This window comes from Alsobacter sp., assembly GCF_059501845.1.
Map to the genome: position 1 here is coordinate 78370 of NZ_JCACDK010000006.1, position 25597 is coordinate 103966.

24 protein-coding genes are annotated in these 25597 nt (G+C 68.8%); 11 read left to right on the top strand and 13 right to left on the bottom strand.

The features are described from left to right. Positions 1 to 64: 64 nt before the first annotated feature. Positions 65 to 607 (top strand): hypothetical protein, encoded by a 543-nt coding sequence (locus AC5JCN_RS06185; protein WP_495754155.1) that lies wholly within the window; start codon positions 65 to 67, stop codon positions 605 to 607. Here the strand turns inward: AC5JCN_RS06185 and AC5JCN_RS06190 are convergent. Both AC5JCN_RS06190 and AC5JCN_RS06195 read right to left on the bottom strand, forming a co-directional pair. After that, positions 604 to 831, bottom strand: coding sequence for a hypothetical protein (locus tag AC5JCN_RS06190; RefSeq protein WP_495754156.1), 228 nt, complete (start codon positions 829 to 831; stop codon positions 604 to 606). The genes AC5JCN_RS06185 and AC5JCN_RS06190 overlap by 4 nt on opposite strands. Before the next feature lie 227 nt (positions 832 to 1058). Then, positions 1059 to 1943, bottom strand: coding sequence for a lysophospholipid acyltransferase family protein (locus AC5JCN_RS06195; RefSeq protein WP_495754157.1), 885 nt, complete (start codon positions 1941 to 1943; stop codon positions 1059 to 1061). A gap of 262 nt (positions 1944 to 2205) precedes the next feature. Between AC5JCN_RS06195 and AC5JCN_RS06200 the strand changes: the two genes are divergently transcribed. Continuing rightward, positions 2206 to 3042 (top strand): phosphoenolpyruvate hydrolase family protein, encoded by an 837-nt coding sequence (locus AC5JCN_RS06200; RefSeq protein WP_495754158.1) that lies wholly within the window; start codon positions 2206 to 2208, stop codon positions 3040 to 3042. Positions 3043 to 3108: 66 nt separating this feature from the next. Then, positions 3109 to 4539 (top strand): FAD-binding oxidoreductase, encoded by a 1431-nt coding sequence (locus AC5JCN_RS06205; RefSeq protein WP_495754159.1) that lies wholly within the window; start codon positions 3109 to 3111, stop codon positions 4537 to 4539. A gap of 3 nt (positions 4540 to 4542) precedes the next feature. On the opposite strand, the gene acuI is transcribed toward AC5JCN_RS06205, so the two are convergent. From acuI to AC5JCN_RS06230, 5 genes are all read right to left on the bottom strand, one after another. Beyond that, positions 4543 to 5529 carry an acrylyl-CoA reductase (NADPH) gene (gene acuI / locus AC5JCN_RS06210; protein ID WP_495754160.1) on the bottom strand — a complete coding sequence of 329 codons (987 nt, stop codon included), beginning with the start codon at positions 5527 to 5529 and terminating at the stop codon, positions 4543 to 4545. Between the two features lie 131 nt (positions 5530 to 5660). After that, positions 5661 to 6911: a cell wall hydrolase gene (locus AC5JCN_RS06215; RefSeq protein ID WP_495754161.1), complete on the bottom strand. Its 1251-nt coding sequence runs from the start codon at positions 6909 to 6911 to the stop codon at positions 5661 to 5663. Positions 6912 to 7065: 154 nt separating this feature from the next. Next, on the bottom strand, positions 7066 to 9744 hold the full coding sequence (gene ppdK, locus AC5JCN_RS06220) for a pyruvate, phosphate dikinase (protein ID WP_495754162.1): 2679 nt from the start codon (positions 9742 to 9744) through the stop codon (positions 7066 to 7068). A 176-nt stretch (positions 9745 to 9920) separates the two neighbouring features. Next, complete coding sequence (locus AC5JCN_RS06225) at positions 9921 to 10499, bottom strand: HdeD family acid-resistance protein (RefSeq protein ID WP_495754163.1); 579 nt, start codon at positions 10497 to 10499, stop codon at positions 9921 to 9923. A gap of 84 nt (positions 10500 to 10583) precedes the next feature. Next, positions 10584 to 11504: a LysR family transcriptional regulator gene (locus tag AC5JCN_RS06230; protein ID WP_495754164.1), complete on the bottom strand. Its 921-nt coding sequence runs from the start codon at positions 11502 to 11504 to the stop codon at positions 10584 to 10586. A gap of 102 nt (positions 11505 to 11606) precedes the next feature. Here AC5JCN_RS06230 and AC5JCN_RS06235 point away from each other — a divergent pair, with 102 nt between their 5' ends. Then, positions 11607 to 12035 (top strand): DoxX family protein, encoded by a 429-nt coding sequence (locus tag AC5JCN_RS06235; RefSeq protein ID WP_495754165.1) that lies wholly within the window; start codon positions 11607 to 11609, stop codon positions 12033 to 12035. A 62-nt stretch (positions 12036 to 12097) separates the two neighbouring features. Then, the gene (locus AC5JCN_RS06240) at positions 12098 to 12781 is read left to right on the top strand and encodes a glutathione S-transferase family protein (RefSeq protein WP_495754166.1); all 684 of its coding nucleotides are present in this window, start codon (positions 12098 to 12100) and stop codon (positions 12779 to 12781) included. Here the strand turns inward: AC5JCN_RS06240 and AC5JCN_RS06245 are convergent. After that, positions 12736 to 13764 (bottom strand): L-threonylcarbamoyladenylate synthase, encoded by a 1029-nt coding sequence (locus AC5JCN_RS06245; RefSeq protein WP_495754167.1) that lies wholly within the window; start codon positions 13762 to 13764, stop codon positions 12736 to 12738. The two genes, AC5JCN_RS06240 and AC5JCN_RS06245, sit on opposite strands and share 46 nt — an antisense overlap. 103 nt (positions 13765 to 13867) lie before the next feature. On the opposite strand from AC5JCN_RS06245, the gene AC5JCN_RS06250 reads away from it, so the two are divergent. The 5 genes from AC5JCN_RS06250 (at position 13868) to AC5JCN_RS06270 (ending at position 19147) form a co-directional block, all read left to right on the top strand. Next, positions 13868 to 15616 (top strand): acyl-CoA dehydrogenase family protein, encoded by a 1749-nt coding sequence (locus AC5JCN_RS06250; protein WP_495754168.1) that lies wholly within the window; start codon positions 13868 to 13870, stop codon positions 15614 to 15616. Continuing rightward, positions 15613 to 16470, top strand: coding sequence for an SDR family NAD(P)-dependent oxidoreductase (locus AC5JCN_RS06255; protein ID WP_495754169.1), 858 nt, complete (start codon positions 15613 to 15615; stop codon positions 16468 to 16470). Before AC5JCN_RS06250 ends, AC5JCN_RS06255 begins: the two co-directional genes overlap by 4 nt. Positions 16471 to 16542: 72 nt before the next feature. Continuing rightward, positions 16543 to 17415, top strand: a complete 873-nt coding sequence (locus tag AC5JCN_RS06260) for an SDR family oxidoreductase (protein WP_495754170.1) — start codon at positions 16543 to 16545, stop codon at positions 17413 to 17415. 6 nt (positions 17416 to 17421) lie between these two features. After that, positions 17422 to 18414 (top strand): magnesium transporter CorA family protein, encoded by a 993-nt coding sequence (locus tag AC5JCN_RS06265; protein WP_495754171.1) that lies wholly within the window; start codon positions 17422 to 17424, stop codon positions 18412 to 18414. 7 nt (positions 18415 to 18421) lie between these two features. Then, on the top strand, positions 18422 to 19147 hold the full coding sequence (locus AC5JCN_RS06270; protein WP_495754172.1) for an SOS response-associated peptidase: 726 nt from the start codon (positions 18422 to 18424) through the stop codon (positions 19145 to 19147). Positions 19148 to 19150: 3 nt separating this feature from the next. On the opposite strand, the gene AC5JCN_RS06275 is transcribed toward AC5JCN_RS06270, so the two are convergent. The 5 genes from AC5JCN_RS06275 to AC5JCN_RS06295 form a co-directional block, all read right to left on the bottom strand. Then, positions 19151 to 19426 (bottom strand): EscU/YscU/HrcU family type III secretion system export apparatus switch protein, encoded by a 276-nt coding sequence (locus tag AC5JCN_RS06275; RefSeq protein ID WP_495754173.1) that lies wholly within the window; start codon positions 19424 to 19426, stop codon positions 19151 to 19153. Further along, a complete protein-coding gene (gene fliK, locus AC5JCN_RS06280; RefSeq protein WP_495754174.1) occupies positions 19423 to 21318 on the bottom strand; it encodes a flagellar hook-length control protein FliK in 1896 nt (631 codons plus the stop codon). Before fliK ends, AC5JCN_RS06275 begins: the two co-directional genes overlap by 4 nt. Positions 21319 to 21430: 112 nt before the next feature. Further along, positions 21431 to 22855: an FAD-binding oxidoreductase gene (locus tag AC5JCN_RS06285; protein WP_495754175.1), complete on the bottom strand. Its 1425-nt coding sequence runs from the start codon at positions 22853 to 22855 to the stop codon at positions 21431 to 21433. A gap of 31 nt (positions 22856 to 22886) precedes the next feature. Next, complete coding sequence (locus AC5JCN_RS06290) at positions 22887 to 24146, bottom strand: class I SAM-dependent RNA methyltransferase (protein ID WP_495754176.1); 1260 nt, start codon at positions 24144 to 24146, stop codon at positions 22887 to 22889. Further along, the gene (locus AC5JCN_RS06295; protein WP_495754177.1) at positions 24139 to 24921 is read right to left on the bottom strand and encodes a TlyA family RNA methyltransferase; all 783 of its coding nucleotides are present in this window, start codon (positions 24919 to 24921) and stop codon (positions 24139 to 24141) included. Before AC5JCN_RS06295 ends, AC5JCN_RS06290 begins: the two co-directional genes overlap by 8 nt. An 89-nt stretch (positions 24922 to 25010) precedes the next feature. On the opposite strand from AC5JCN_RS06295, the gene AC5JCN_RS06300 reads away from it, so the two are divergent. Continuing rightward, positions 25011 to 25526, top strand: coding sequence for a superoxide dismutase family protein (locus AC5JCN_RS06300; RefSeq protein WP_495754178.1), 516 nt, complete (start codon positions 25011 to 25013; stop codon positions 25524 to 25526). The last annotated feature ends 71 nt before the right edge of the window (positions 25527 to 25597 follow it).

Below are 25597 nucleotides of genomic sequence, written 5' to 3' on the forward strand. Positions count from 1 at the left end.
GTTAAGTCTCTTCTTAACGCAAAGCTGGAACATTGATGCGGTATGAAGCTGCCGGAGCTCCTGCATGCTCGTTCCGCTCGCCTGCGGCCTCGTTGCCGCGGCCCTCGTCTGGCTGTTGCAGGCGCGTGCCCGGGGCGGCTCCGCAACACGGGCCAGGGGCTATCGCGAGCTCACGTTCCCGCAGTCGCTGCGGATCGGCGTTCTCGTCCTCGTCGTCTTCTCGTTCGTCATCGTCTATGCCGCGGCGCAGGCCCGGCCGGACCAGGCGCTGACGGCCAGCATCGTATCGGCCTGCTTCGTCGTCGGCAGCTTCTACCTCGTCTGGTGCGTGTTTCTGACGCGCGTCTGGTGGACGAGGGACGGCATAGGCTCGCGGCACGTTTTCGGCCGCGAGCGCTTCCTGCGTTGGGACGATGTCGAGGCCGGCGGTTACCTCGCCTGGTGCCAGGTCTTCTACGTGAGGGGCGCGGGTACCCGCATCTGGTATTCACCGATGCATGCCGGACCCCGGGCCCTGCACCGCTACATGGCGCGGCGCCTCGACCCCGTCCGCGTCCCGATGATGCGGCTGCACGACGGGCCCGACCACACGGAACCCGGCCGCTAGATCCGCAGGTCCTCGGCGCTCAGCCCCGCCCGGCGCCCCACACGCCTCGAGGCCCGCCGCATGGCGGTTTCCGACACGCCGGAGTTTTTCGCGAAAAGATAGGCGTCGTGAAGAATCCGATCGATTTGTTTGCGCTCGACACCGGTACGAGGCCCGGCGTGCCGCTCCAGGAGTTTTTCTGCCACCAAAAGGCGTGCGACCAGGTCGCAGACACCGCGCACCATGGCGTCGTCTCCTTCCAAATGCTCTCACGAGATCGACAGGATGCTACTGTTCGGTTGCCGCTGCCAGAGAGTGGGTGTGCGGGCGCGCACACCCTGCGGATCACGTTTTGCAACGCGGCGGGGCAGGGCTTGTCGCTCTGCGTGAGCAGTCATCCGACCGGGTTCGGGGACGGGCTCGGGCCGTGTCGGCGTGCATTCGTCCGATACGGTAGCTGGCGGCAGGGAAGTCAGGTCGTGGGGGCTCGTCGCCGCCTTGGACGAGGCTTGAGCCGCGCCAGTTTCGCTTTCAGCTCCCCCAGACCCGCATGGGGCGGGCGGGCGGCGGGTTCGCACCCGCCGGGGCCGAGCGCGTAGGTGAGCCTGCGAAGGTGTGCGAGAAGACCGTGCCGGCCGCTGGTCGCGCGAAGCTCCTCATAGGGAACCAGGTCACCGATCGCGACATCCACGTCGGTGCCGATGCGGTCGTGCACTTCCTTGAAGAGCAGCGACAGCCGAAGGGTCATGCTGACATGGCTGGCAATCTGGAAAAGCCGGCTGTTCTGACCCGCGAAATGGACGGGAAGGACCGGTGCCTTCTGCCGCATCACGAGCTGGGCCACGAAGGGATGCCATGGCGCGTCCACGGCCGGCGAACGGCCCAGTGCATCGGGAGAGGTCGAGACTGCTCCGGCAGGGAAAACCAGCAGAGCGCCGCCATTGGCGAGATGCTGGCGGGCGCGCTCGCGCGAGCGGAGATTCGTCTCCTGGGCCTCCGCGGTGCCGCTGAAATCCACCGGGAGCAAGTAGGGCTGCGCCTCGGGGGCTCGCGTGAGCAGGGAGTGCACGAGGATCAGGAAATCCTGCCTGACCTGGCCGACCAGCCAGCCGAGGACGATGCCGTCGAGCACGCCGTAAGGGTGGTTGGCGACAACCACCACCGGGCCCGTCTCGGGAAGCTGCGCCAGCCTGGCGGGGTCGTGGCGCACGTTGAGCGCAAGCCGGCGGACGGCTTCGGTGAAGAAGTCTCGCCGACCCTCTCCGGTGCTGACGTAGTCGAGATAGAGCCTTTCGAGCCTCGGCCGTCCGGTCATCCGCTCGATGGCGAGAACGAGGCCGCGCTGGAGACGCGGCATCGTGGGGTCCGCATAGCTGAAACGTGTCAAGCGCCTGCCCCGAATCCGCCGGCGCCTGCGGGCGCCGATCCGGATGCGGGTACGCTCCGCTCAAGACGGCGGAATGACAGCACTCCAAGGTCCGCCCGGCGAGACGAAGATGGCGCTCCACCGCATTGGCGAATAAGGCGCAGCTGCGAGGGTGGCGCCCTGCGCTTCCCCGCCGTAACGTCGCGGCGAACCGCCGGCGCGACAGGCGGACCATCATCATGGAGGACGCATCGTGCCGAGGATTCCGCGCAAGGCCATCCTGGAGAAGTTCCGCGGCATGATGGTGCGCGGTGAACCGATCGTCGGCGGCGGCGCCGGCACGGGCCTTTCCGCGAAATGCGAAGAGGCCGGCGGCATCGACCTCATCGTGATCTACAACTCCGGCCGCTACCGCATGGCGGGCAGGGGATCCCTCGCCGGCCTGCTCGCCTATGGCAACGCCAACGAGATCGTCGTCGAGATGGCGCGCGAGGTGCTGCCTGTCGTCAGCCATACGCCGGTGCTCGCGGGCGTCAACGGCACGGATCCGTTCCTCATCGTCGACAAGTTTCTCGACGACATCGCCGCCATGGGCTTTTCAGGGATCCAGAACTTTCCGACGGTCGGGATCATCGACGGCGTGTTCCGCGCCAACCTCGAGGCGACCGGCATGTCGTACGCGCTCGAGGTCGATCTCGTGCGAAAGGCCGCCGAGCGGGACCTGCTCACGACGCCTTACGTGTTCGATCCCGGCCAGGCGGCTGACATGGCACGGGCCGGAGCGGACGTGATCGTATGCCACCTCGGGCTGACGACCGGGGGCTCGATCGGCGCCGGTGTCGCCCTGAAGCTGGAGGAGTGCCCGGCTCTCGTCGATGCGTGGGCGGAGGCGGCGCTGAAGGTGCGCAAGGACATCATCGTGCTGGTGCACGGGGGTCCTGTCGCCGAGCCCGACGATGCCCGCTACGTGCTGGCCAATACGAAGAACTGCCACGGCTTCTACGGCGCCTCGTCGATGGAGCGGCTGCCGACGGAGCGCGCGCTGGTGGACCAGACACGGCGTTTCAAGGCCATCGGCAAGCCGGCCTGAAGCCGGCGTCCGCGGCACGCAGCGTGCAGGGAGCCCTGCGGCGCCTTTGCGCCGGTGCGGGGACCCATGGCACCGAGAATCGATATTGACCTGCTCCGTCAGCGGCTGGACGGGGTCAGGCTGGAGGGCAACCCTTCGGTTGTACGGCAGAAGAGTCGCGACTTCTTCTGGTACTCGCCGAGGCTGAAGCGGCTGTTGGACCACGTCTCGGCCGACGCCGTGGTGTGCCCGATCTCGGAAGAGGAGGTGGTGCACGCCTTGGCGGTTGCCTACGAAATGGGCATTCCGGTTACGCCCAGGGGTGCAGGGACCGGAAATTACGGCCAGGCCATGCCTCTAGCGGGCGGCATCGTGCTCGATCTGTCGGGCTTCGCGTCGGTCGGCGCGGTCTCGGCCGGGCGGGTCGTTGCGGATCCGGGCGTGACGATGGCACTTCTGGATGATGTCACCCGCTCGGCGTCCGGGCAGGAACTGCGGATCCACCCCTCCAGCTCCCGTACCGCGACTCTGGGCGGCTTCGTTGCGGGCGGTTCCACGGGCGTCGGCTCGGTGCGCTGGGGCGGCCTGCGGGATTGGGGCAACATCCTGCGCCTGCGCGTGGCCACGATGGAGAAGTCGCCTCGTCTCCTCGACCTCACCGGCGCCGACCTGCACAAGGTCAGTCACGCCTATGGCACGAACGGCATCATCACGCAGGTCGAGATGCCTCTCGCACCGGCCTATGGATGGGTAGACGCCATTGTGGGGTTCGACAGCCTGCCGGAGGCGCTGACCTTCGCAGATGCGCTGGCCCGCCTCGACGGCCTGCTGCTCAAGAACCTCAGTGTCGTCGACGCACCGGTGCCGTGCGACTGCTTCACCCAGCATCGCCGCTTTCTGCCGCGCGAGAAGGCTGTCGTCATCACGACCGTGGCGGAATTTGCCGTCGGCGCGTTCGTCGCCTTTCTCGATCGCTGGCGCGGGGCAGAGGTGCTGTTCCGCAGCGATCTCGTCACGGAGGAGGAGGCGGCGGACCTGCCGCCCGCCTTCGAGCTCACCTGGAACCACACCACGCTGCGGGCACTGCGCGTGGACCCCTCGATCACCTACCTCCAGGCGCTCTATCCGGAAGCAGACACCCTGCGGACGATTGCCGACCTGCATGCAAGGCTCGGCGACGAGGTACCGGCCCATGTCGAGTTCATGAGGCTGGACGGGCGCGTCGCCTGCTTCGGCATACCCCTCGTCCGCTTCACGACCGAGGAGCGGCTGGACGACATCATGCACCTGCACGAGCAGGCCGGTGCTGTGATCTTCGATCCGCATCGCTTCACGCTGGAAGAGGGCGGCATGAAACGCACGGACACGGTGCAACTGGCCTTCAAGAACGAGGCCGATCCCAGGGGACTTCTGAACCCGGGCAAGATGGCGGCGTGGGAGGATCCCAATTTCGACTGGTCGTCCGGCCACCCCTATCTCTACCCGGGTCTGGCCGAGCCCGGCTTGCACGACGCCTGAGAGTCAGCCGATCTCGACCACGACGCGGCCGCGCACGGTTCCCCCGAGAATCTCGCGGGCCACGTCGATGACCCGTTCGAACGGGATGGCAGTCGTCATCGCCGCGAGCTTGCCGCGGTCGAGCTCCCGGTCGAGGAAGCCCCAGGCTTCCAGCCGCCGCTCGCGCGGTGCATTGACGCTGTCGATCCCAAGCAGCGACACGCCGCGCAGGATGAAGGGCGCCACCGTCGCCGGCAGATCCATGCCCTGCGCCAACCCGCAGGCCGCCACCGCGCCGCCATAGCGTGTCGCGGCCAAAACATTCGCGAGGGTCACGGACCCGACGCTGTCGATCGCCGCGGCCCAGCGCTCCTTCGCCAGCGGCTTGCCCGGGGCGGAGAGCTCCGCGCGGTCGATGATCTCCGCGGCGCCGAGCCCCTTCAGGTACTCCGCTTCCGCGGCACGGCCGGTCGAAGCGATGACGTGCCAGCCCCGTGCAGCCAGCAGCGCGATGGCGACCGAGCCGACGCCGCCGGCGGCGCCTGTGACCAGCGCCGGGCCATGCGACGGCGCAAGGCCGTGCCTCTCGAGGGCCAGCACGGCGAGGGCGGCGGTGTAGCCGGCAGTGCCAATGGCCATCGTTTCGGCCAGCGAGAGCCCGGCCGACTTTCCGATCAGCCAGTCGCCCTTGACCCGGGCCCGGCCGGCATAGCCTCCGAGATGCGTCTCGCCCACGCCCCAGCCGTTCAGGACCACCTCGTTCCCTGCCGCGAAGGCGGGATGCGTGGAGGTCTCGACAATGCCGGCAAAGTCGATGCCCGGCACCATCGGGAAGCGGCGCACGACCGGCGACTTGCCGGTGACGGCGAGCCCGTCCTTGTAGTTCACCGTCGAATGCGTGACGCGGACCGTGACGTCGCCGTCCATGAGCTCGGCATCGTCCATGTCGCGGAAAGCGCAGGAATATCCCGCGTCGGACTTGTCGACGACGACAGCAGTGAACTTGCCCATGCCCTGTCCTCCTGAAGTGCCTCAGGGGTTGTGGCGTATCGCTCCAGGCCGGGCAAGGCCTCGCGGTCAGGCGGTGACAGCAGGAGCGGACACTTTACCGGCTTGAGGTTCGGCAAGTCGATCAACCGTCGCTACGTCTGTCCGGGCTTGAGCTTGTAGAAGATGTGGCGGCCGATCACGTCCATCTTCTTCAGGCGCTTCGCCCAGAAGGGGCGCACATAGTTGGCGTGGTAGTGGGTCGCCCCGCCAACCTCCGAGTTGTAGGTCTCGCCGAAGGTGACCTCGCGGGCGATCCGGACGGCCGTTTCCCAGGAGTCGGGCTCGGAGATCCGCAGAGCCTTGCCTTCGCAGGCGAAGGAGAACTGGCAGGCGAACTTGCGATTGCGGTTCTGGTAGACGACGCCGCAGACGCTCGTGGGGTAGAGGCCGCTCTTCACGCGGTTCAACACCACCTGAGCCACCGCGGCCTGTCCGGCTTCCGGCTCGCTGCGCGCCTCGAAATACACCGCCTCGGCGAGACACCGCTCTTCCCGCGACATGGCTTGGGGATCGATCAGGCTGGCGTAGCTCGGCCTGCCGTCCTCGGTGCGAGGGATCTCGGTCATGCCGCCGCCGCGCGCACGAAGTGCAGCCAGTCCGTCCGGCGACACGGGGGCCGCGGCGATCTCGACCGGCGTTGCATCCGAGGGGGCCGGCGTCGTGGAGGAGAGTGCCATGGCGCGCGGCACGGAAGGGGTGGAGCCCACGCCTGTCGTCGTGGTGCCGGAGGCCCGGGCGGCGGCCGTGAGTTCCGAATGCCCGGCCGTGGGTGAATTGTCGGCCAGGCCGGCGCGGGGCGTCGTGGCCTCGAAATCCGCTTCCGGCTCGAACCGGGCCACCGAATCAAGACCCGGCGCGACGTCGCCCATCGGCATCAGGATCGTGGGAGGAAGAAGCTCTGAATCCTGCGACAGCACGGGGGGGCGCGCGGGTGCTAGGGGGAGCAGATCCACGGCTGGCCTGAGCGTGACCAGTGCGTCTCCCTTGCCGACGCGGTTGACGTTGGGGAAGCCCTGAACCGTCGTCTTCAGCTCGTCCCTCGGAGGAAAGAGAGGGCCGCTCGGCTCGACCGGACTATCGGGATCCGGCAGACGCACCGTGTGCACCATGCCGGACTGGCCTGGGATGGAGAAGCGGGGGGCCACGGCCAGTTCGGCTGTGCCCACGCCGGGGACGAGCCGGCTCGGCTGGGGGATGGCGAGGGCTGGAGACGGGCTCACCACCTCGTACCCGCCGAAGGTGGCGTCGACACCCGCATCGGCTGAAATCGAGACGAGGACCGCCGCCGCGAGAACCCACGGGGAGACCGTCGCGAACGCCCAACGCAGACCGGCACCCACCATCCCGACGCAACCTCGCCGCCACCCGAAGCCAGGGACCCAGGCCGGCCGCACGGAAGCGGATCGGTCGAATGCCCGTGAATTCGTTTATCCGGCAGTAAGGTTGAGCGAGGGTTAACCGGACCGCCTCGTAGGCGGCCCGGGAAGGTTCATGTCGTCAGGCGGAGCTGGCGACCTTCGAGCCGATCGCCGCCTGCGCAGCGGCAAGGCGAGCGATGGGAACGCGGTAGGGCGAGCACGAGACGTAGTCGAGGGAAACCGTCTCGCAGAAGGAAATGGAGGCGGGATCTCCGCCATGCTCGCCGCAGATGCCGAGCTTAATGTCCGGCCGCGCCTTGCGGCCGCGCTCGGCGGCCATCTTCACCAGCTCCCCGACGCCGTCCTGGTCGAGCGTGACGAAGGGGTCCGCGGGGAGGATGCCCTTGGCCGTATAGGGGCCGAGGAAGCTCGCCGCGTCGTCGCGCGAGATGCCGAGCGTCGTCTGGGTGAGATCGTTCGTGCCGAAGGAGAAGAACTCGGCCGAGGCCGCGATGTCGCCGGCCATTATGGCGGCGCGCGGGAGCTCGATCATCGTGCCGACCTGGTAGTCGAACGCCTGTCCCGTCTCCTTGCGCACGGCTTCAGCCATCGCGTCGATGCGCGACTTCACGAGATCGAGCTCGGGCCGCGTCATCACCAGCGGCACCATCACCTCCGGGATCACGGCCTTGCCAGTCGAGCGTGCCGCCTCGACCGCCGCCTCGAAGATGGCGCGGGCCTGCATCTCCGCTATTTCCGGATAGGCGACGGCCAGCCGGCAGCCGCGGAAGCCGAGCATGGGATTGAATTCGTGCAGCTCGGCCGCGCGGCGCTTCAGCTTTTCGGCCGGAGCTCCCATCGCGGCGGCAACTTCGGCGATCTCCTCGTCGGACTGCGGCAGGAACTCGTGCAGCGGCGGATCGAGAAGACGGATCGTAACGGGCAGGCCGCTCATGATGGTGAAGAGCTCGACGAAGTCGGCCCTCTGGATCGGGAGTAGCTTGGCCAGCGCCGCGCGCCGGCCCGCCTCGTCGTCCGCGAGGATCATCTCGCGCACCGCAAGGATTCGGTCGCCCTCGAAAAACATGTGCTCGGTGCGGCAGAGCCCGATGCCTTCCGCCCCGAACTTGCGGGCCGTGCGCGCGTCGAGCGGCGTCTCGGCGTTGGCGCGCACCTTCATCCTGCGCACACCGTCGGCCCATTCCATGAGCGTGGCGAACTCGCCGGAGAGCTCGGGCTGCAGCATGCGGACTTCGCCGGCCAGCACCTGTCCGGTGGTGCCGTCGATGGTGAGCCAGTCGCCCTTCTTTAACGTAACGCCGCCGGCGGTCATGGTCTGAGACGCGTAGTCGACCCGCAGGCCGCCCGCGCCGGAGACGCAGGGCTTGCCCATGCCGCGTGCCACGACTGCGGCGTGGGAGGTCATGCCGCCACGCGTGGTGAGGATGCCTTCGGCGGCGTGCATGCCGTGAATGTCCTCTGGCGAGGTCTCGACGCGCACCAGGATCACCTTGCGTCCGGCTGCCTTGGCGGTCTCGGCCTCGCCGCTGTCGAAGACGATCTCACCGCCGGCTGCGCCCGGAGAGGCCGGCAGGCCGGAGGCGATCAGCTTTCGCTCGGCGGAAGGGTCGATCGTGGGGTGCAGCAGCTGGTCGAGGCTCGCCGGCTCGATGCGGGCGATCGCCTCCTCCTTCGTGATCAGCCCCTCGGCCGCAAGCTCCGCCGCGATCTTCAGGGCTGCCTTGGCCGTGCGCTTGCCATTGCGCGTCTGCAGCATCCAGAGCTTGCCGCGCTCGATGGTGAACTCGACGTCCTGGACGTCGCGATAGTGCTTCTCCAGCAGGGCGCAAATGCGCAGGAACTCGTGGAACGCCTCGGGCATCGCCACTTCCAGCGACGGCCGGTCCGATCCGGCGGCCTTGCGGGCCGCTTCCGTGATGTCCTGCGGGGTGCGAATGCCGGCCACCACGTCCTCGCCCTGCGCGTTGATCAGGAACTCGCCGTAGAGCTCCTTTGCGCCAGTGGAGGGGTTGCGGGTGAAGGCGACGCCGGTGGCCGACGTCTCGCCGAGATTGCCGAACACCATGGCCTGCACGTTGACGGCAGTGCCCCAGCTCGCCGGGATGCCGTGCAATTCGCGGTACTTGTTGGCGCGCGGGTTCATCCACGAGCCGAAGACCGCCCCGACGGCGCCCCACAGCTGCTCGCGGGCATCCTGCGGAAAGGGACGGCCGAGCTGAGTCTGCACGACGCCCTTGTAGTCGCCGACGAGCTTGCGCCAGTTCTCGGCCGTGAGCTCCGTGTCCAGGGTCAGGCCCTTGCGGTCCTTGAACTCCTCCAGCAGGTCCTCGAAATGGTGGTGGTCCACGCCCAGCACCACGTCGCCATACATCTGGATGAAGCGGCGATAGCTGTCCCAGGCGAAGCGGGCGTCCCCCGAGCTCTTTGCAAGAGCCTCCACGGTGACGTCGTTCAGGCCGAGATTGAGGACGGTGTCCATCATTCCCGGCATGGACGCGCGGGCGCCAGAGCGCACGGAAACCAGGAGCGGGTTTTCGGGATCGCCGAAGCTCCGGCCGGTGAGCCGGCCGACGTAATCCAGGGCCTCGTCCACCGCAGCGGCGAGGTCGTCCGGATACTTGCGGTCGTTGGCGTAGAAGTGGGTGCAGACAGCCGTCGAGATGGTGAAGCCGGGGGGAACTGGAAGTCCGAGATTGCTCATCTCGGCGAGGTTGGCGCCCTTGCCGCCGAGGAGGTTGCGCATGTCCGCCTGCCCCTCCGCCTTGCCGTCGCCGAAGGTGTAGACCCACTTGGTCATTCTATGCGTCCCCGTTTGCCTGTCCGCCGCGTGGCGGATACCGGCCCGCTTTCAATCCGACATCGCAGATGCCGTGGCAACCCGGCCTAAGGGTGAACCGAGGCTGGAGCGCGGCAGGCCCGGCCGGAAACGGGCGGAAGCGGCCGCGGGTTCCGTCCGGCGGCCGTGTCCCCGGGTCAGCTCGCGCGCTTCAGTGCAAGGCCGACGACGACCCAGCTGACGCCGGCGAAGACGAGGTCGATTCCGAGGAACGTGCCCAGCACCCACAGACTTGAGACCGGCCACTTGGCCAGGATCATGAGCCCGAGCAGCAGGGTGATGAGGCCCGACAGGACCACCCAGCCCCACGGCGTTCCCTCGCGCATCTGGAAGGCGAGGATGACGCGCACGATCCCCGAGGCGGCGAGGCCGGCGCCGAGCAGCAGCGTCAGCACGCCTGCCGCCAGCACCGGGTTCATGATCGTGAAAACGCCTGCCAGACCGTAGAGCAGCCCGAGTAGGGCCCACAGGAAGAACTTGCCCCAGGTCTTCACCGCGAAGGCATTGGCGACCTCGGCCGCGCCTGAGATCAGCATCATAATGCCCACCACCCAGACGCTCGCGACAGTCGCGGCGACCACGCTTCCAAGCGCGATCAGCCCGAAGACGATCAGCGCGATTCCGATGCCGACCACCCAGCCCCATTTGGCGCGTAACGCTCCGAGGCCGGTCGCGAGCGAAGAACCCGTCAGCCCTCTGTTTCCGATGTCGGTCATGGTCGCCCCCCGTTGACACACGCAGGGAGTGTGCTCCCGGGGGTACCCTCGTGCAAGGCGCAACGGCTGGCTTAGGCTGCCTGCTCAGGTCACCCAGGGCCGGTCGCCCTCGATCAGGGGGCGCATCTTGACGATTTCAGCCGCCGCCGCGTCGAGGAAGGCGCGGATGCGCGGCGAGGCGCGCAAGTCTGGATGGGTGAGGAGCCAAAGCCCGGCCGCGAACTCCGGGTTGAGAGGCGTCAGCCGCACCAGGGCCGGCTTGCGGTCCGCGATGAAGGCGGGGAGGGGGCCGATGCCGATACCCTCTTCCACGGCTTCGCTCAGCCCGAGCACTGAGTTGATCTTCAGGGCCACCTTCTCGTTTTGCACCGTGTCCCGCACGAAGCGCGCCGCCTTGAGATGGCCGAACTGGTCGCCGAGCGACACCCATTGCGCAACCGCAATCCGCTCGGGCGAAACGGCCTCGCCGCCGGCCGCCTCCGGAAAGTCGACACGCCTGCCGTAGACCGCCCAGACGATCGAGGCGAGGCGGCGGCCGACCAGCGTCTCCGGCGGCGAATCCGTGGCCCGCAAGGCGATGTCCGCGTCGCGCTTGGAGAGGTTCAGCGCCTGGTTCGAGAGAACCATGTCGACGCGGATCTCGGGATAGGTGCGGCGGAAGGAGGCCAGCACCGGCATCAGCAGGTGGATCAGGAGCGTGTCGTTGGTGGTGACGCGCAATTCGCCAGAGGGAGTGAGGGTCTGCCCCGCAAGGCGGCGGGTGAAGCTGGCGACATCGCGGTCCATGCGGTCGGCGAGCGCCACCATCTCCTCGCCGGCCGGAGTCAGGGCATAGCCCGTGCGATGACGCTCGAAGAGAGGCGTGCCGAGCCGGCGCTCGACGTCTCCGAGCCGTCGGAACACCGTCGAGTGATTCACCACGAGCATCTCGGCCGCACCTGCCAGCGACCGGGTGTCGGCAATGGCTTTCACCAGCCGGAAATCGTCCCACGGCAAGCGGTCCATTTGCGCTCCTGCAAGAATAGTCTTTCCCCTTCAATCATGGATTTGCGCTGCGGAAAAGATACATCGTCCTGCATCGTTTCCGCTTCTCTCGGAGTGTCCACCATGATCGACCAACGCACCGCCCCCTACGGCATCTTCGCCCTTCGCGTCGCGCTCGGACTGATGTTCGTCGCCCACGCCCTCCTGAAGTACGTCGTCTTCACGATGCCTGGCTTCGCCGGCTTCCTCGCCCAGGTCGGCTTCCCGCCCGTCTTCGCGTGGCCCGTGTTCCTCGCCGAATTCATCGGCGGCATCGCGCTGATCCTCGGCATCTACGCACGCTGGGTTGCGGCTCTGCTCATCCCCGTCCTGCTGGGCGCACTTGTCGTCCACTCCGGCAATGGCTGGCTGTTCACGTCGGCTAATGGCGGCTGGGAATATCCCGCTTTCCTCGTCGTGATCGCCGCCACGGTGGCGCTCGCCGGTGACGGCGCCTTCGCCCTGAAGTCCTCGACGGTTCCTGGCGAAACGGGTCGCGTGGCACTGGCCTGACGCCATCCTCCCCTGGCGCCGCGGGAAACCGCGGCGCTTTTTTCTCGTCAGGAGCTTCCCCCATGAGCGCCTTCAAACCGCATCTGATGAGCCACCATCTGTGCCCCTACGTGCAGCGCGCCATCATCGCGCTGGAAGAAAAGGGCGTCGAATACGACCGCACCTATATCGACCTCGCAAACAAGCCGGACTGGTTCCTGGCGATCTCTCCCACTGGCAAGGTGCCGGTGATGAAGGTCGACGGAGAGGTGCTGTTCGAATCCAGCGTCATCGCCGAGTTCATCGACGAGGTGACACCCGGGTCCCTCCACCCGAGCGATCCGCTGCAAAAGGCCCGGCAGCGGGCGTGGATGGAGTTCGGCTCCTCGATTCTTGCAGACATCGGGGGCTTCTACTCCGCGCCGGACGCCGAGAGTTTCGAAGCCAAGCGCGCCACCATCGCCGGGAAGTTCGGCCGGCTGGAAGGCGAGGTCAGAGGGCCGTTCTTCGGCGGCGAGCGGTTCGGCCTCGTGGACGCCGTCTACGGACCGGTGTTTCGCTATGTCGATACCTTTGACCGGATCCGGGACTTTGGCTTCCTCGCCGGACTGCCCAAGGTGCAGGCTTGGCGTAAAGGACTTTCCGCGCGTCCGTCGGTCAAGGCAGCCGTTCCCGAGGACTATGCCGCGAGGCTCGTCGCGTTCATCGATGCTCGAAATACCTACCTGTCCGGACTCGTACGCGAGGCTGGATTGAAGGCAGCCTGACGAGGGGCTGCCGCACGGCGCAGGCGGTCGACGATGGCCTCGCCCAGCCCTACCGCTGGAATGGGCGCGACGCCGATGCTCGCCGCGCCTGAGGCATCGAGCCGCCGCAGCGCCGCAAAGAGGTTCGACGCCGCTTCGGCGAGATCACCTTCCGGGCTCAGATTCTCGACCGCGCCGGCGGCCTCGATCCCCGTCGGCATGGCCCTGCCGAACAGGAGCACAGCCTCACCGGGCCGCACGGCCTCGACTTCGAGCCGCACTGCGGCATCCGGTGCGTAGTGCGAGGCAAGCAGTCCCGGAGCCACCGGGGCGCTCCCCGAATCAGCAGCCTGGGCCAAAGGGTGGCCGAGCACCCGCTCGATCGCCTCGCGCGCGATGCCGCCCGGGCGCAGCAGCGCTGGTCTGTCCCGGCAGTCGACGATCGTCGACTCCACCCCGACCTGCGTGGCCCCGCCGTCAACGATGGCAGCGATGAGACCATCGAGATCGGCAAGGACGTGGGCGGCCGTCGTCGGGCTCACGCGGCCGGAGCGGTTTGCCGACGGAGCCGCCACAGGCCGCCCGACGGCGCGCAGAAGTTTTGCCGCGACGGGATGATCGGGAATCCGCAGGCCGATGCTGTCGAGCCCCGCCGTCATCAGCGACGATACGTCGGACGTCGCGGCAAGAGGCACGACCAAGGTGAGCGGCCCGGGCCAGAAGGCCTTGGCGAGCCTGAGCGCGGCCTCGTTGAACTCGCCCTGCTGCCTCGCCGCTGCCAGGTCGGGCACGTGAGCGATCAGCGGATTGAAGCTCGGGCGGCCCTTCGCCTCGTAGATCCCGGCCACCGCCCGGCCATTCGTGGCGTCCGCTCCGAGGCCATAGACGGTCTCGGTGGGAAAGGCGACGCAGGCGCCCTGGCGCAGCAACTCTGACGCGCGTGCGATCCCGGCCTCGTCTGCGGCGAGGCGCTCGGTGGGGAAACCTGCGGGGTTGTGTGTCACGAGGCGGGTCTCTAGTGCGCTTTGGGGTTCAGGGAAACCAGAAAGCGCACTAGGCTCCGGCACTCGCCCGGCTGCCCAGACCGCCGAGGCCCGGAGCGCCGCCATGACCTTCCGTCCGCCGACTGACGACCTGCTCTTCACGTTGCGGCACGTGGCGGGCCTCGACGGGCTTCTCGCGGAGGGGATCGCGCCGGAACTTGCCGAAGGACTCACCGAAACGGTCCTCGACGCGGCGGGCACCTTCGCGGCCGAGGAACTCGCGCCGCTCGACAGGGCGGGGGACATCGCCGGATGCGTTCTGAAGGACGGGGCCGTCACGACGCCCGCGGGGTTTGCCGACGCCTATCGCCGCTGGATCGCCAATGGCTGGAACGGCCTCGCCGCGTCGCGGGAGCATGGCGGGCAGGGACTGCCGCGCGTCATCCAGGCTGCCTGCAGCGAAATCTGGCACCAGGGCTCGATGGCGTTCGCGCTCGGCCCGCTTCTCACCGCTGGCGCCATTGACGCCCTCGCGGCGCATGGCTCGGACAAGCTGAAGCGGCTGTACCTGCCCCGGCTCGTCTCCGGCGAGTGGACCGGGACCATGAACCTCACCGAGCCACAGGCGGGATCCGACGTCGGAGCGCTGACGTCGCAGGCCGAGCCGGCCGGCGACGGCACGTACCGGATCCGCGGCCAGAAGATCTACATCACCTATGGCGAGCACGACTGGACCGAGAACATCGTCCATCTCGTCCTGGCGCGGCTTCCGGATGCACCGCCGGGAACACGAGGCATCTCGCTGTTCCTCGTGCCGAAGTTCATTCCGGATGAAGACGGCAGCCCGGGCCGGCGCAACGACGTGTTCTGCGCGGGCATCGAGCACAAGCTCGGCATTCACGCGGCTCCCACCTGCACCATGGTCTACGGGGCCAGGGAGGGCGCCGTGGGCTGGCTGGTCGGCGAGGAGAATCGCGGGCTGGCCTGCATGTTCACGATGATGAACTCGGCGCGCCTCACCGTGGGACTGGAGGGCGTCGCGGTGGCCGAGCGCGCCTACCGCCGGGCGCTCGCCTTCGCACAGGAACGCCGGCAGGGCCGTGCCCCGGGCGCCTCCGGTGCCGCGATGAGCCCCATCATCGACCATCCCGATGTCCGCCGCATGCTGTCCATGATGCTTGCCAAGACCCGGGCGGCGCGCGGCATCTGCTACCGAACCGCCGCCGCGATCGACCGCGCCGAGCGGGCGGGCGACGCGGACGCCGCCGACCTCGCCGCGCTGCTCACCCCCATCGCGAAGGCGTGGTCCACGGATGCGGGGATCGAGGTTTCCTCCATTGGCATCCAGGTTCATGGCGGGATGGGCTTCATCGAGGAGACCGGGGCTGCACAGCACCTGCGCGATGCCCGCATCGCGGCCATTTACGAAGGCACGAACGGCATCCAGGCCATCGACCTCGTGACGCGCAAACTGTCCTTGCGCGGGGGGGACGCGGTGGCGGGCGTCATCGCCGGCCTTCGCCGCGTGGCGGATCGCGCCGCAGCTGCCAATGACGGCGAGCTCGGCGCCGCCGCCCGGCTCCTGTCGGATGCCGTGCGCGCCCTCGACGACGCCACTGCCGGGCTCCTGGCGGCGCAGCGGGAGGGCCGCATCTCCGACGCCCTGGCCGGTGCCACCCCCTACCTGCAGCTGTTCGGAGACACTCTGGGCGCCGCCAACCTGCTGGAGGAAGCGCTGGCCGGGGATACCGGCAGGGCCGCGCTGGCGCGCTTCTTCGCGGCCAACGTTCTGCCGGGAGCGCCGGGGCTGGCGCGAACGGTGCTGTCGGCGGGCGACGCGCTTCCATCCGCCGAAGCCCTCTCCGCCGCATGACAGGAAAAGGTGAAGCCCGGCCGCTGGCTGGCCGCGTCTGCATCGTGGCCGGAGCCTCGCGCGGCGTTGGCCGTGGCATCGCTCAGGCGCTGGGCGAGGCAGGCGCGACGGTGATCTGCTCGGCGCGCTCCACGCGCTTCGGCTATCGCACGGAGGGCCGCCCCGAAACGGTGGAAGATACTGCGGAACTGGTGACGGAGGCCGGGGGCCGCGGCCAGCCCTACGTCTGCGACCACACCGATGCCCGGGCGTTGCATGACTTCGCCGCCTGGACATTGCGGCGGTTCGGGCCGCCCGACCTGGTTGCCGTCTCAGTCTGGGGTGGGAACGAGGGCTTCGATGGCCGGGCGCATGCCGACGGCACGGCATTCGGGACGCCTTTCTTCCGCCGGCCGCTGACCGGCGTCGAGGTGGCGCTCCGCACCGGTCCGCTGGCGCTGGTTGCAACGGCACGTGCCTTCGTCCCGCTGATGGCCCAGGCGGGGAAGGGACTTCTGATATCGGTGGGGTTCGATGCGCAGGGTGCCTCCCTCGGCGACCCCGTCTGGGACCTCGGCATGAACGGCATCCTTGCCGCCGCTGGGATCGTCTCGCGCGAGGCCGCGCCGGTGGGGGTGACTGCCCTGCACCTGACCCCGGGGTTCGTCAGGACAGAGCGCGTCATTGACGCCGGGATGGCCGAAGATGCCACCGAAACACCGTTCTACGCGGGCCGTGCCGTCGTGGTGCTGGCGCTGGATCCCGATGTGCGGGGAAAGGCGGGAGCCTCGCTCTTCGTCGCCGACCTGGCAGTCGAATACGGGTTTGCGGACGCCGACGGGACACGCCCGGCGCGTTTCGTGCCGCCGGCCTGAGCAGGAGCGGTTGCCGTCCCGAGGGGCGCGTGTCTAGGGTGCGCGCAATCGCTGGCGAGGATCATTGCAGGCATGACCAATTCGCTCAGGGGCAAGACCCTCTTCGTCACCGGCGCCTCGCGCGGCATCGGCCTTGCCATTGCCCTGAAGGCCGCCGCGGACGGGGCGAACGTGGCGATCGCCGCGAAAACGGTGGAGCCGCACCCGACACTCGAGAACACCATTCACACGGCGGCGGAAGCGGTTGAGGCCGCAGGCGGGAGAGCACTCGCGCTGGCGGTCGACGTCCGCGACGAAGGGCAGGTGAGGGCGGCACTGGAGAAGACGGCGGCAATGTTTGGCGGCATCGACATTGTCGTCAACAATGCCTCGGCTATCCAGCTGACGCCATCGCACGCAACCGACATGAAGCGCTTCGACCTGATGCACCAGGTGAACGCGCGGGCCACCTTCATGGTCTCGAAGCTGGCGATCCCCTATCTCGAGAAGGCCGGGAACCCTCACATCCTCGCTTTGGCGCCGCCGCTCGACCTCAAGGAGAAGTGGTTCGCCCCGCACCTCGCCTATTCCATGGCCAAGTACGGCATGAGCCTCGTGGTGCTCGGGCTCGCGGGCGAACTCAGGGACCGCGGCATCGCGGTCAACGCACTCTGGCCGCGAACCACGATCGCGACCGCTGCGATCCGCAACCTGCTTGGGGGCGACGCCGTGATGCGCGCCAGCCGGACCCCACAGATCGTCGCCGACGCGGCATGCCAGGTATTTCTCAAGCCGGCGCGGGATTTCACGGGCAATTTCCTCATCGACGACACCTTCCTGGCTTCGGAAGGTGTCACCGACTTCGACGGTTATCGTGTCGATCCGACCCAGCCGCTCGTCTCAGATTTCTTCATTCCCGACGACAGCGTTTCCCCGGCCGACCTCGGCCCAGCCAAGGCAATTTGACCTGCCATGATCTACGTTCACACGCTTGCTGAAGCGCAGCAACCCGGCGCGTCGCGCTTCGGCCAGCATCTGCTCGGGCCCAACGAGCCGATCCCGCCCCAGACCCGCTGGATCGATCTCCTCGAACCCACGCGGGAGGAGGACCGGAAGGTCGAGGACCATCTCGGCATTTCGGTCCCGACACGCGAGGACATGGGCGACATCGAGCCGTCCGAGCTTCTCTATACGGAGGACGGCGCCCGCTACCTGACGGTCCGGCTCGTCTCGCGTGCCAACAAGGAGCCCGAGATCGAGGGCGTCTCGATCATTCTGAAGGACGGGGTGATGATCACCGTCCGCTACGTCGATCCCATGGCCTTCCAGATGTTCGGCAACCGCATTGCCCGCCCCGGCGCGTGCGAACCGACCATGGAAGGACTGGTCTCCGCCTTGCTCGACGCCATTATCGATCGGGCCGCGGACGTTCTGCAGATCACGGGAAGCGAACTGGACAAGACCTCCCGCATCGTCTTCGAGGGCCGCGGAGATGCCCGCCGCCGCAGCGAGGAGTACCAGGAGGTGTTGCGGGCGCTCGGGCGCCACGGCGACCTCATCTCGAAGATCCGTGAGAGCCTCGTCTCGGTCGAGCGCGTCCTGCTCTACATGTCGGCGACCTACAGAAATTCCGGCGTTTCCAAGGATCTGCGGGAAGAAGTGAAGAGTACGCTGCGAGACTTGCAAAGCCTGGAGGAGCACGCGACCTTCCAGTCTCAGAAGATCCAGTTCCTGCTCGACGCGACCCTCGGACTGGTCAATCTCGAGCAGAACAACATCATCAAGCTGTTCTCGGTGATGGCCGTCATCTTCATGCCGCCGACCTTGATCGCGTCGATCTACGGGATGAATTTCGAGAGCATTCCCGAGCTGCATTTCAAGTTCGGCTATCCGATGGCGCTGATGGCCATGGTGATGGCGGCCATCCTTCCCTATGTCTTCTTCCGGTGGAAGAAATGGCTCTGACTGCCTGATGTGCGGACGCTACTCGCTCTCGGTCACGCCGCAGGTGGTGCAGGCGCTTTTCGGGTACGAGGACGAGCATCCGTTCCCGCCGCGAGAGACCGTATCACCCACCGAGCCGATCGGCATCGTCGCCGAGATCGACGGCCGCCGCAGGTTTCTGCTGGTGCGTTGGGGGTTCCTGCCGGGTTGGGTCAAGGATCCCGGCGACTTTCCGCTGCTCTTCAACGCGCGGGCCGAAACGGCTGCCGACAAGCCCGCCTTTCGCAACGCCATACGGCGCAGGCGCTGCCTGGTGCCCGCCGACGGATTCTACGAGTGGCAGCGCAGCGGCACCGGGAAGTCCGCCTCCCGCCAGCCGTTCCTCGTCAGGCGGAGGGATGGTGCGCCCATGGCCATGGGCGGCCTCTGGGAGACCTGGGCGGGGGCCGACGGCTCGGAGATCGACACCGCTGCCATCCTCACCACCGCCGCGAACGGCACCGTTGCGGCCATTCATGAACGCATGCCCGTGATCGTGGAGCCGGCGGACTTCGCGGCATGGCTCGATCCGCACAATGACGATCCGGCCGCCATTGCCCGGATTCTGCAGCCGGCAGGGGACGACGTCGTCGATCTTCTGCCCGTGGACCGCGACAGGACCCGGCCGCTGCCTCCCGGCTCGCTGGCCGGCGCCCCTGGGAAGCCTTCGCCCAAGCCCGCGCCCCCGGAACCCGAGCAGGGCAGCCTGTTCTGAGCGTCAGCCGCCGGCGCGCATGCGCGCCAGGCGCAGCACGAAGCCGATCACCTCGGCCACGGCGCGATAGAGCTCTTCCGGGATCTCGTCGTCGAGCGGCAACCTGGCGAGCGCCTCGGCAAGGAGCGGATCCTCCTGCAGGGCGACGCCATGCTCTTCCGCCGACGCGATGATGTTCTCGGCCACCTGTCCGCGGCCCTTGGCCGTGACCCGCGGCGCGCCGGTTCCGCGTTCGTATTGCAGCGCGACCGCGATGCGGGTGGCGGCAGGCGCGCTCATGACTGGGTGTCCACAAGATATCCCTTGGGCGCGGCCGGGCGCACCGGCGCGCCGAGATGGAAGTCGACCTCGTCGACGGCCAGTGCGGCGTCGGACAGGGACCTGCGCAGCTGAGCGGACGAGTCCTTGAGCGTCTGCGCCGTGTCGGGCCGCTCGGCCCACATCGTCACTCCGACACCGTCGCCGATCAGGCGGACATGGGCATGCACGGGGCCGAGCGCCATCGAGTCGAGGGCGAAATCGACGCTCCAGCGCGGCGGATCGTTTTGCGAGGAACTGCCCTGACCACCGCCATCGCGGGTGATGCGCATCTGCGCCGCCGTGGCCTCGCGCCCGATCAGGACGGGGACGTCCATGACCCATGCCTGAGCATGCTGGCCCTGCGGCGCCCCGGGCGTGCCGGCGTCACGGGGCAACGAGGCGTACTGGTTCAGGAGTGTTCGATCGATCGCCTGGTCCGTCTCGCGCAGAAGCAAGCGCACAGTTTCTGCCGTTCCCGAATCGTTGGAGAGCGTCGCGACCGACGACGGCTCCGGCCGGGGCGGAGCATCGGCCCGGGGTGGCGGGGAGGTCTGCGAGCTCCGGGCGTCCGGACCCGCCGCGCGCATGGCGGCGTCGGCGTAGCGCCCGAGCATGGCACGATCCGGCCGCTCATCCGGCCCGCGCGAGGCCAGGGCCGTGTCGCCGACGACGCCGGCCTTGAGCAGGATCTCGCGCACCGATGCGTTGTCCGGCGCTTCGCCCGACAGCGTTCGCGTGAGCAGGCGCACCAGCTGCGAGCGGCCGGGCTCGGGCAGGTTGGCGACCGCGGCGGCGATGGCGGGCGGGAGTGCGCGCGGCTCGGCAGGCGAGGGGGATGGATCGTCGGCCGGTCGGACACCGGATGAGGCTGGCGGCAAGGTTGCTGCGGGCGGCCGGGCCTGCGTGGCTGCCGCAGTGTCCAAAGTGGCGTTTTGAGGCGCCGCGTCGGCGCCGCCTGGAGCCGGTGGTGCTGGCGTCGGGGTGGCGCCTTGCGTTGCCTCTGCAGCGGTACCGGCTGCGGCGGCCGTCGGCGGAGCGGGCGGAAGCGCTGCATCCCGGACGGTGGAGGGTACGGGCGGAGCACCGTTGCCGGGCCGCTGTGGAGGTGTTTGGGACTTTGCAGATTGCAAAACGTCCTTAGCGTCGGACACGCCTGCAGCCGCAGCGCCGGACCTCGCAGTGTTCGCCGGCGCCGCCGGCTGGCCGCTGGCGCGCACGGTATCGAAGGCTTCGACGACGCTGCCCAGCACGGTCCGGAATGCGATGAGGGCCGACTTCAGGTCGGCCGCCGGCTGGGCGGCAGCGGGCTGCCCGCTCGCCAGCCGTGCCTCACGGAAAACGCCGGAGCCCGTGATGGCGGCCTTCACCGCCTGCGCCGTCACCGGCTTTTCGGCCGACAGGGCATGGGTGAGGACGTCGACAGCCGGCTGCACAGCAGCCGTCGGAAGTCCGGCCGTCTCGCCCTTCAGGAGCGTCGGCAGGTTGGCAAAGAGCGCGGTCATGCCGGCCGCGGACGGGCCGCTGCGCTGCATCACCTCGGCAACGGCGCGAAGGATGGCAGGGGCTTGCGCCGGGCCGGGCGTCGCCGGCGCGGCGGGTTGCTGCGGCGCCTGCTGGGCGCCCGTCTCGTCGGTGAGGAACGCGAGCGTCAGCCCCGCCGCGGCGTTCTGGACAACCAGGCGTACCGCCTGCCCCGGCTCGAGCGGCACGTCGGTGGCAAGGTCCGCACTGCCGAACGCCGTTGCGATCCGTACCGTCCCGTCGTTCCCGACGCTGGTCACGCGGGCATCGAGCACGGCACCGCGCGCCAGGCGGGCGTCGCTGGCGGCGCCGCTGGCCTTCGCGGTGCTGGAGACGGCATCGACGGGCATGGACGGCCCTCCGCTCGGCGGCGCCTCATTGCGTGCCGCCATCCTCGAACGGAGCCATGCCGGCGGTGAAGGCGCGGTTAAGCAGGCATGGCGGATTTGTGGCGTTTCGCCCTCAGAGCACCTTGCCGGGATTGAGAATGCCGTCGGGGTCGAGAGCAGCCTTGAAGCGGCGCATCAGGTCGAGCGCCACCGGATCCTTGGTCGCGGCCAGCAGGTCGCGCTTCATCTGGCCGATGCCGTGCTCGGCCGACACCGAGCCGCCCAGCGCCAGCACCCGCGCGTAGACGAGCGCGCTGACGGCGGGCCAGCTGTCCATGAACGCGGCGGGATCCATGCCCTCGGGCTGGCTGATGTTGAAGTGCAGGTTGCCGTCCCCCGCATGGCCATAGGGCAGGGGGCGGCACCCCGGGACCATCCGCTCCAGCTCGGGGAGCGTCTCCGCAACGAAGCGGGGCACGAGCGCGACTGGCAGGGAAATGTCGTGCTTCATCGAGGCACCAGCCCTGTTCTGGGCGTGTGGGAGCATTTCCCGCAGCCGCCACAGCGCATCGCGTTGGTCTGACGATGCGGCGATGACGGCATCCAGCACCACGCCAGCCTCCATCGCGTCCGCGAGCATGCGCTCGGCCGGTCCCTGCAGGTCCGCGTCGCTGCCGCCGGACAACTCCATCAGAACGTACCACGGGTAGGGCTTCGCGAACGGGTCCCGCGTGTTCTGCATGTGGGCGGTGACGAGCTCCATGGCGAAGCGCGGCAGGAGCTCGAAGGTTGTGGCGACGCCACCCGCACGGCCCTTGGCGCGCGCCAGAAGGTCCAGCGCCGCGTCCGGCGAGGGTACGGCCGCAAGGGCGGTGAGGATGCGCCCGGGCCTGGGGAAGAGCTTCAGGACGGCGGCGGTAACCACGCCCAGCGTTCCCTCGGATCCGATGAAGAGATTGCGCAGGTCGTAGCCCGTGTTGTCCTTGCGCAGCCGGCCCAGCCCGTTCCAGACCCGGCCGTCCGCCAGCACAACCTCCAGGCCCAGCACGAGCTCGCGCATGTTGCCGTAGTGCAGCACTGCCGTGCCGCCGGCATTGGTCGCGATGTTGCCGCCGACGGTGCAGGTGCCTTCCGAGGCAAGGGACAGAGGAAAGAGGCGGTCGACCGCCTCGGCCGCCTCCTGCACCCGCTGGAGCGTGACGCCGGCCTCCGCCACCAGAGTGTCGCCGAGAGGGTCCACGTCCCGTACGCGGTCGAGGCGTCCGAGCGACAGAACGACCGCGCGTCCGCTCGTGTCTGGCGTCTGCCCGCCGACGAGGCCCGTATTGCCGCCCTGTGGAACGATCGGGATCCTGCGTTCCGCGCAGACCTGCACGAGAGCAGAAACCTCCTGAACTGAACCGGGGCGCAGCACGGCGAGCGCACGGCCGGTGAAGAGCTTTCGCCATTCCGTCAGGTACGGGGCGGTTTCCGCCTCGGCCGTCATGACATGGCGCGAGCCGACGATGGCGGCGAACGCGGAGAGCGCGCCGTCGGTGGCCACATCACTCGCACTCACAAACGTCTCCTCGTCTGGACCAGGTCGACGATCATCCCAGCAGGCCAGCACGGCGGCGGGTGCTGGGCCGGCGGAATACGCCGACGATTTCCACATGCGCCGCATACAGGAACTGGTCCACGGGAACCACGGATTCCAGCCTGTACCCGCCGTGCACGAGTATTGCGGCATCCCGCGCGAATGTTTGCGCGCTGCAGGAGACGCTGGCCACGACGGGCACCTTCGAGCTGGCCAATTGGCGCGACTGTGCCTCCGCGCCGGCTCGGGGCGGATCCATGACCACGCCGTCGAAGGCTGCAAGCTCCGCGGTCAGCAGTGGCCGGCGGAAGAGGTCGCGTGCCTCGGCTGTCACGGGCCGCAGGCCGTGCGTCTCGCGGACGGCACGCTGGAGAGCGGCGATGGCGGGGGCATCGCCGTCGAAGGCGGTGACGGTGGCCTTGCCGGCGAGCCGCAGGGCGAAAGGACCGATGCCGCAGAACAGGTCCGCCACCTTCTTCGCGCCCGACAGGGCGTCCGCTGAAAGCCTGGCCAGCGTCTCCTCGGCGGCCGCCGTTGCCTGGAGGAAGGCGCCCGGGGGCAGCAGGACAGTGGCAGGCCCGGCCTGCACGAGAGCCGGCCGGCGCTCGACGATCAGCTCGCCGTGCAGGCTGAGACGGGCGAGGTCGGCACGCCCGGCCGCCGCGACGAGCGCTGCCCGGATCCGGGGCGAGGCCGGGCCGTGGCCGCGGACGTCCATGTCGAGGCCATTCGCCGTTGCCGTGACCTGCACGTCCAGCGGCTTGCCTGAACCCATCAGCGCAGCAGCGACGATGCGGGCCGCCTCCGGCGCGCCGGCCAGCGAGGGCGCCAGCACAGGGCAGGCGTCGACCTCGACGAGCTGATGGCTGCGCGCCGCCATAAAACCGACGGCCACGCCGTGTTCGCCCCGGCGGGCATGGAACGTGACGCGCCTGCGGCCGTCGCCATGGGCGCGCACCAGAGGGGAAACGGGTGCATCCAGCCTGGCGCGGCGCAGGGCCGAGACAACCATGTCCCGCTTCCAGCCTTCGTAGAGAGACGCACCCATGTGCTGGGCGGCGCAGCCGCCGCAGCGGCCGAACAAGGGGCAGGGCGGTTCGGCTCTTTCCGGCGAGGGCACGTCGATGGCGACCAGCCGCGCGGCGTCGCCTTCGCGGTCGACCGTGACTGTCTCGCCGGGAAGGGCGAGGGGCACGTGCACCGGGCCCGACGGCGTGTCGGCGACCCCGTCGCCGCGCTGCCCAAGGCGGTCGATGCGGACGGTCTCAGCCACGGGCGTTCTCCGCGGGGAAGGCGCCCCGCCGCGCACCGAGCAGAAACTCGCGATTGCCGTCGCCGCCCTCGATGGGCGAGGGCTCGATGCCGTCCACGCTCCAGCCGAGCTGGCCGACGAAGTCGCGCACCTCCCGGCAGACCCGGGCGTGCACGGCGGGGTCGCGGACGATGCCCTTGCCGATCTCGGCTCGCCCGGCCTCGAACTGCGGCTTGACCAGCATCATCACGGCCGCGTCAGGAGCGGCGAGTGCGAGAACGTGAGGAATGACAAGCTTCAGCGGAATGAAGCTGAGATCAAAGGTGATGAGCGACGGCGGGGCGGGCAGGTCCGCCGTCGAGAGCTCCCGGGCATCGAGGCCCTCGCGCGAGATCACCCGCGCATGGCCGTGCAGCCGGGGATCGAGCTGACCTCGCCCGACATCGACCGCGGTCACCCGCGCCGCGCCGCGCGACAGAAGCACCTCGGTGAAGCCCCCTGTCGATGCTCCGACGTCCAGGCAGTCCCGGCCGGCGGGATCGTAGCCGAAACGGTCGAGGCCATGGGCGAGCTTCACGCCGCCCCGGGATACCCACGGGTAGGGCGCGCGCGCCGTCACTTCGTCGGTCTCGAACACCGTCTCGGACGCCTTCCGGACGGGCCTGCCGTTGACGGTGACCAGCCCGGCGGCAATGGCCTCCTGCGCCTTCGCGCGGCTGGCGAAGAGGCCGCGCGAGACAAGGGCGACGTCGGCGCGTGCGGGACTGCTCACGGGCGTGTTCGCCCGAGTGGCCATGCGCGTCGCGATGACGACATCATGTCGGGGTCCACTTTGCGCTCCGGCGCTGCCGCCGGGCGCCTATTCCGATAGCCGGAGATCCCCCCATGCTTCGTCACGCCGTCCTCGCCGCCGCGTTCGTCCTGCCTCTGCCCGCCCTGGCGCAGTCTCCCGCTCCCGTGGATGTGCCGGTGGGCGGCAATGCGGGCAAGCCGATCGGAACGCTGCAGCTTCGCGGCGGCGCGACCGGCGTGGTGCTCCGAGTCACGCTGCAGCCGGGCTCGGTGACGCCGGGCTGGCACGGCATTCACCTGCACGCAGTCGGCGACTGCAGCGACACGGCCAAGTTCGAGAAGGCGAAGGCGCATGTGAACCATGGTGGCCGCAAGCACGGCCTGTTGAACGCGGATGGGCCGGACGACGGCGACTTGCCGAACGTCTTCGCGACGGCGGACGGTTCCGTCAATGCCGAGGTCTTCACGAATGCCGTCACGCTGACCGGCGAGAAGGGCCTGCGCGACGCGGACGGCTCGTCGCTGATCATCCACGCCGCGGAGGATGACCACGCCACGCAGCCGATCGGAAACGCCGGCGCGCGCGTCGGCTGCGCCGAGATCCGCTAGGCGCTCAGGCTTGGAGCGGCCTCGGCCTTCCCCAGCGCCGCGAGGACCTTTGCGACGATGGCGGGGGCGTC

Coding starts and splice junctions, on each gene's coding strand:
- AC5JCN_RS06215 (WP_495754161.1), bottom strand. CDS start 6,911: ATGGTGGGTGCCGGTCTGCGTTGGGCGTTCGCGACGGTCTCCCCGTGG.
- AC5JCN_RS06275 (WP_495754173.1), bottom strand. CDS start 19,426: ATGAGCGCGCCTGCCGCCACCCGCATCGCGGTCGCGCTGCAATACGAA.
- AC5JCN_RS06205 (WP_495754159.1), top strand. CDS start 3,109: ATGGCACCGAGAATCGATATTGACCTGCTCCGTCAGCGGCTGGACGGG.
- AC5JCN_RS06240 (WP_495754166.1), top strand. CDS start 12,098: ATGAGCGCCTTCAAACCGCATCTGATGAGCCACCATCTGTGCCCCTAC.
- AC5JCN_RS06230 (WP_495754164.1), bottom strand. CDS start 11,504: ATGGACCGCTTGCCGTGGGACGATTTCCGGCTGGTGAAAGCCATTGCC.
- AC5JCN_RS06260 (WP_495754170.1), top strand. CDS start 16,543: ATGACCAATTCGCTCAGGGGCAAGACCCTCTTCGTCACCGGCGCCTCG.
- AC5JCN_RS06270 (WP_495754172.1), top strand. CDS start 18,422: ATGTGCGGACGCTACTCGCTCTCGGTCACGCCGCAGGTGGTGCAGGCG.
- ppdK (WP_495754162.1), bottom strand. CDS start 9,744: ATGACCAAGTGGGTCTACACCTTCGGCGACGGCAAGGCGGAGGGGCAG.
- AC5JCN_RS06300 (WP_495754178.1), top strand. CDS start 25,011: ATGCTTCGTCACGCCGTCCTCGCCGCCGCGTTCGTCCTGCCTCTGCCC.
- AC5JCN_RS06195 (WP_495754157.1), bottom strand. CDS start 1,943: ATGCCGCGTCTCCAGCGCGGCCTCGTTCTCGCCATCGAGCGGATGACC.
- AC5JCN_RS06255 (WP_495754169.1), top strand. CDS start 15,613: ATGACAGGAAAAGGTGAAGCCCGGCCGCTGGCTGGCCGCGTCTGCATC.
- AC5JCN_RS06225 (WP_495754163.1), bottom strand. CDS start 10,499: ATGACCGACATCGGAAACAGAGGGCTGACGGGTTCTTCGCTCGCGACC.
- AC5JCN_RS06235 (WP_495754165.1), top strand. CDS start 11,607: ATGATCGACCAACGCACCGCCCCCTACGGCATCTTCGCCCTTCGCGTC.
- AC5JCN_RS06190 (WP_495754156.1), bottom strand. CDS start 831: ATGGTGCGCGGTGTCTGCGACCTGGTCGCACGCCTTTTGGTGGCAGAA.
- AC5JCN_RS06265 (WP_495754171.1), top strand. CDS start 17,422: ATGATCTACGTTCACACGCTTGCTGAAGCGCAGCAACCCGGCGCGTCG.
- fliK (WP_495754174.1), bottom strand. CDS start 21,318: ATGCCCGTCGATGCCGTCTCCAGCACCGCGAAGGCCAGCGGCGCCGCC.
- AC5JCN_RS06185 (WP_495754155.1), top strand. CDS start 65: ATGCTCGTTCCGCTCGCCTGCGGCCTCGTTGCCGCGGCCCTCGTCTGG.
- AC5JCN_RS06250 (WP_495754168.1), top strand. CDS start 13,868: ATGACCTTCCGTCCGCCGACTGACGACCTGCTCTTCACGTTGCGGCAC.
- AC5JCN_RS06295 (WP_495754177.1), bottom strand. CDS start 24,921: ATGGCCACTCGGGCGAACACGCCCGTGAGCAGTCCCGCACGCGCCGAC.
- acuI (WP_495754160.1), bottom strand. CDS start 5,529: ATGGGCAAGTTCACTGCTGTCGTCGTCGACAAGTCCGACGCGGGATAT.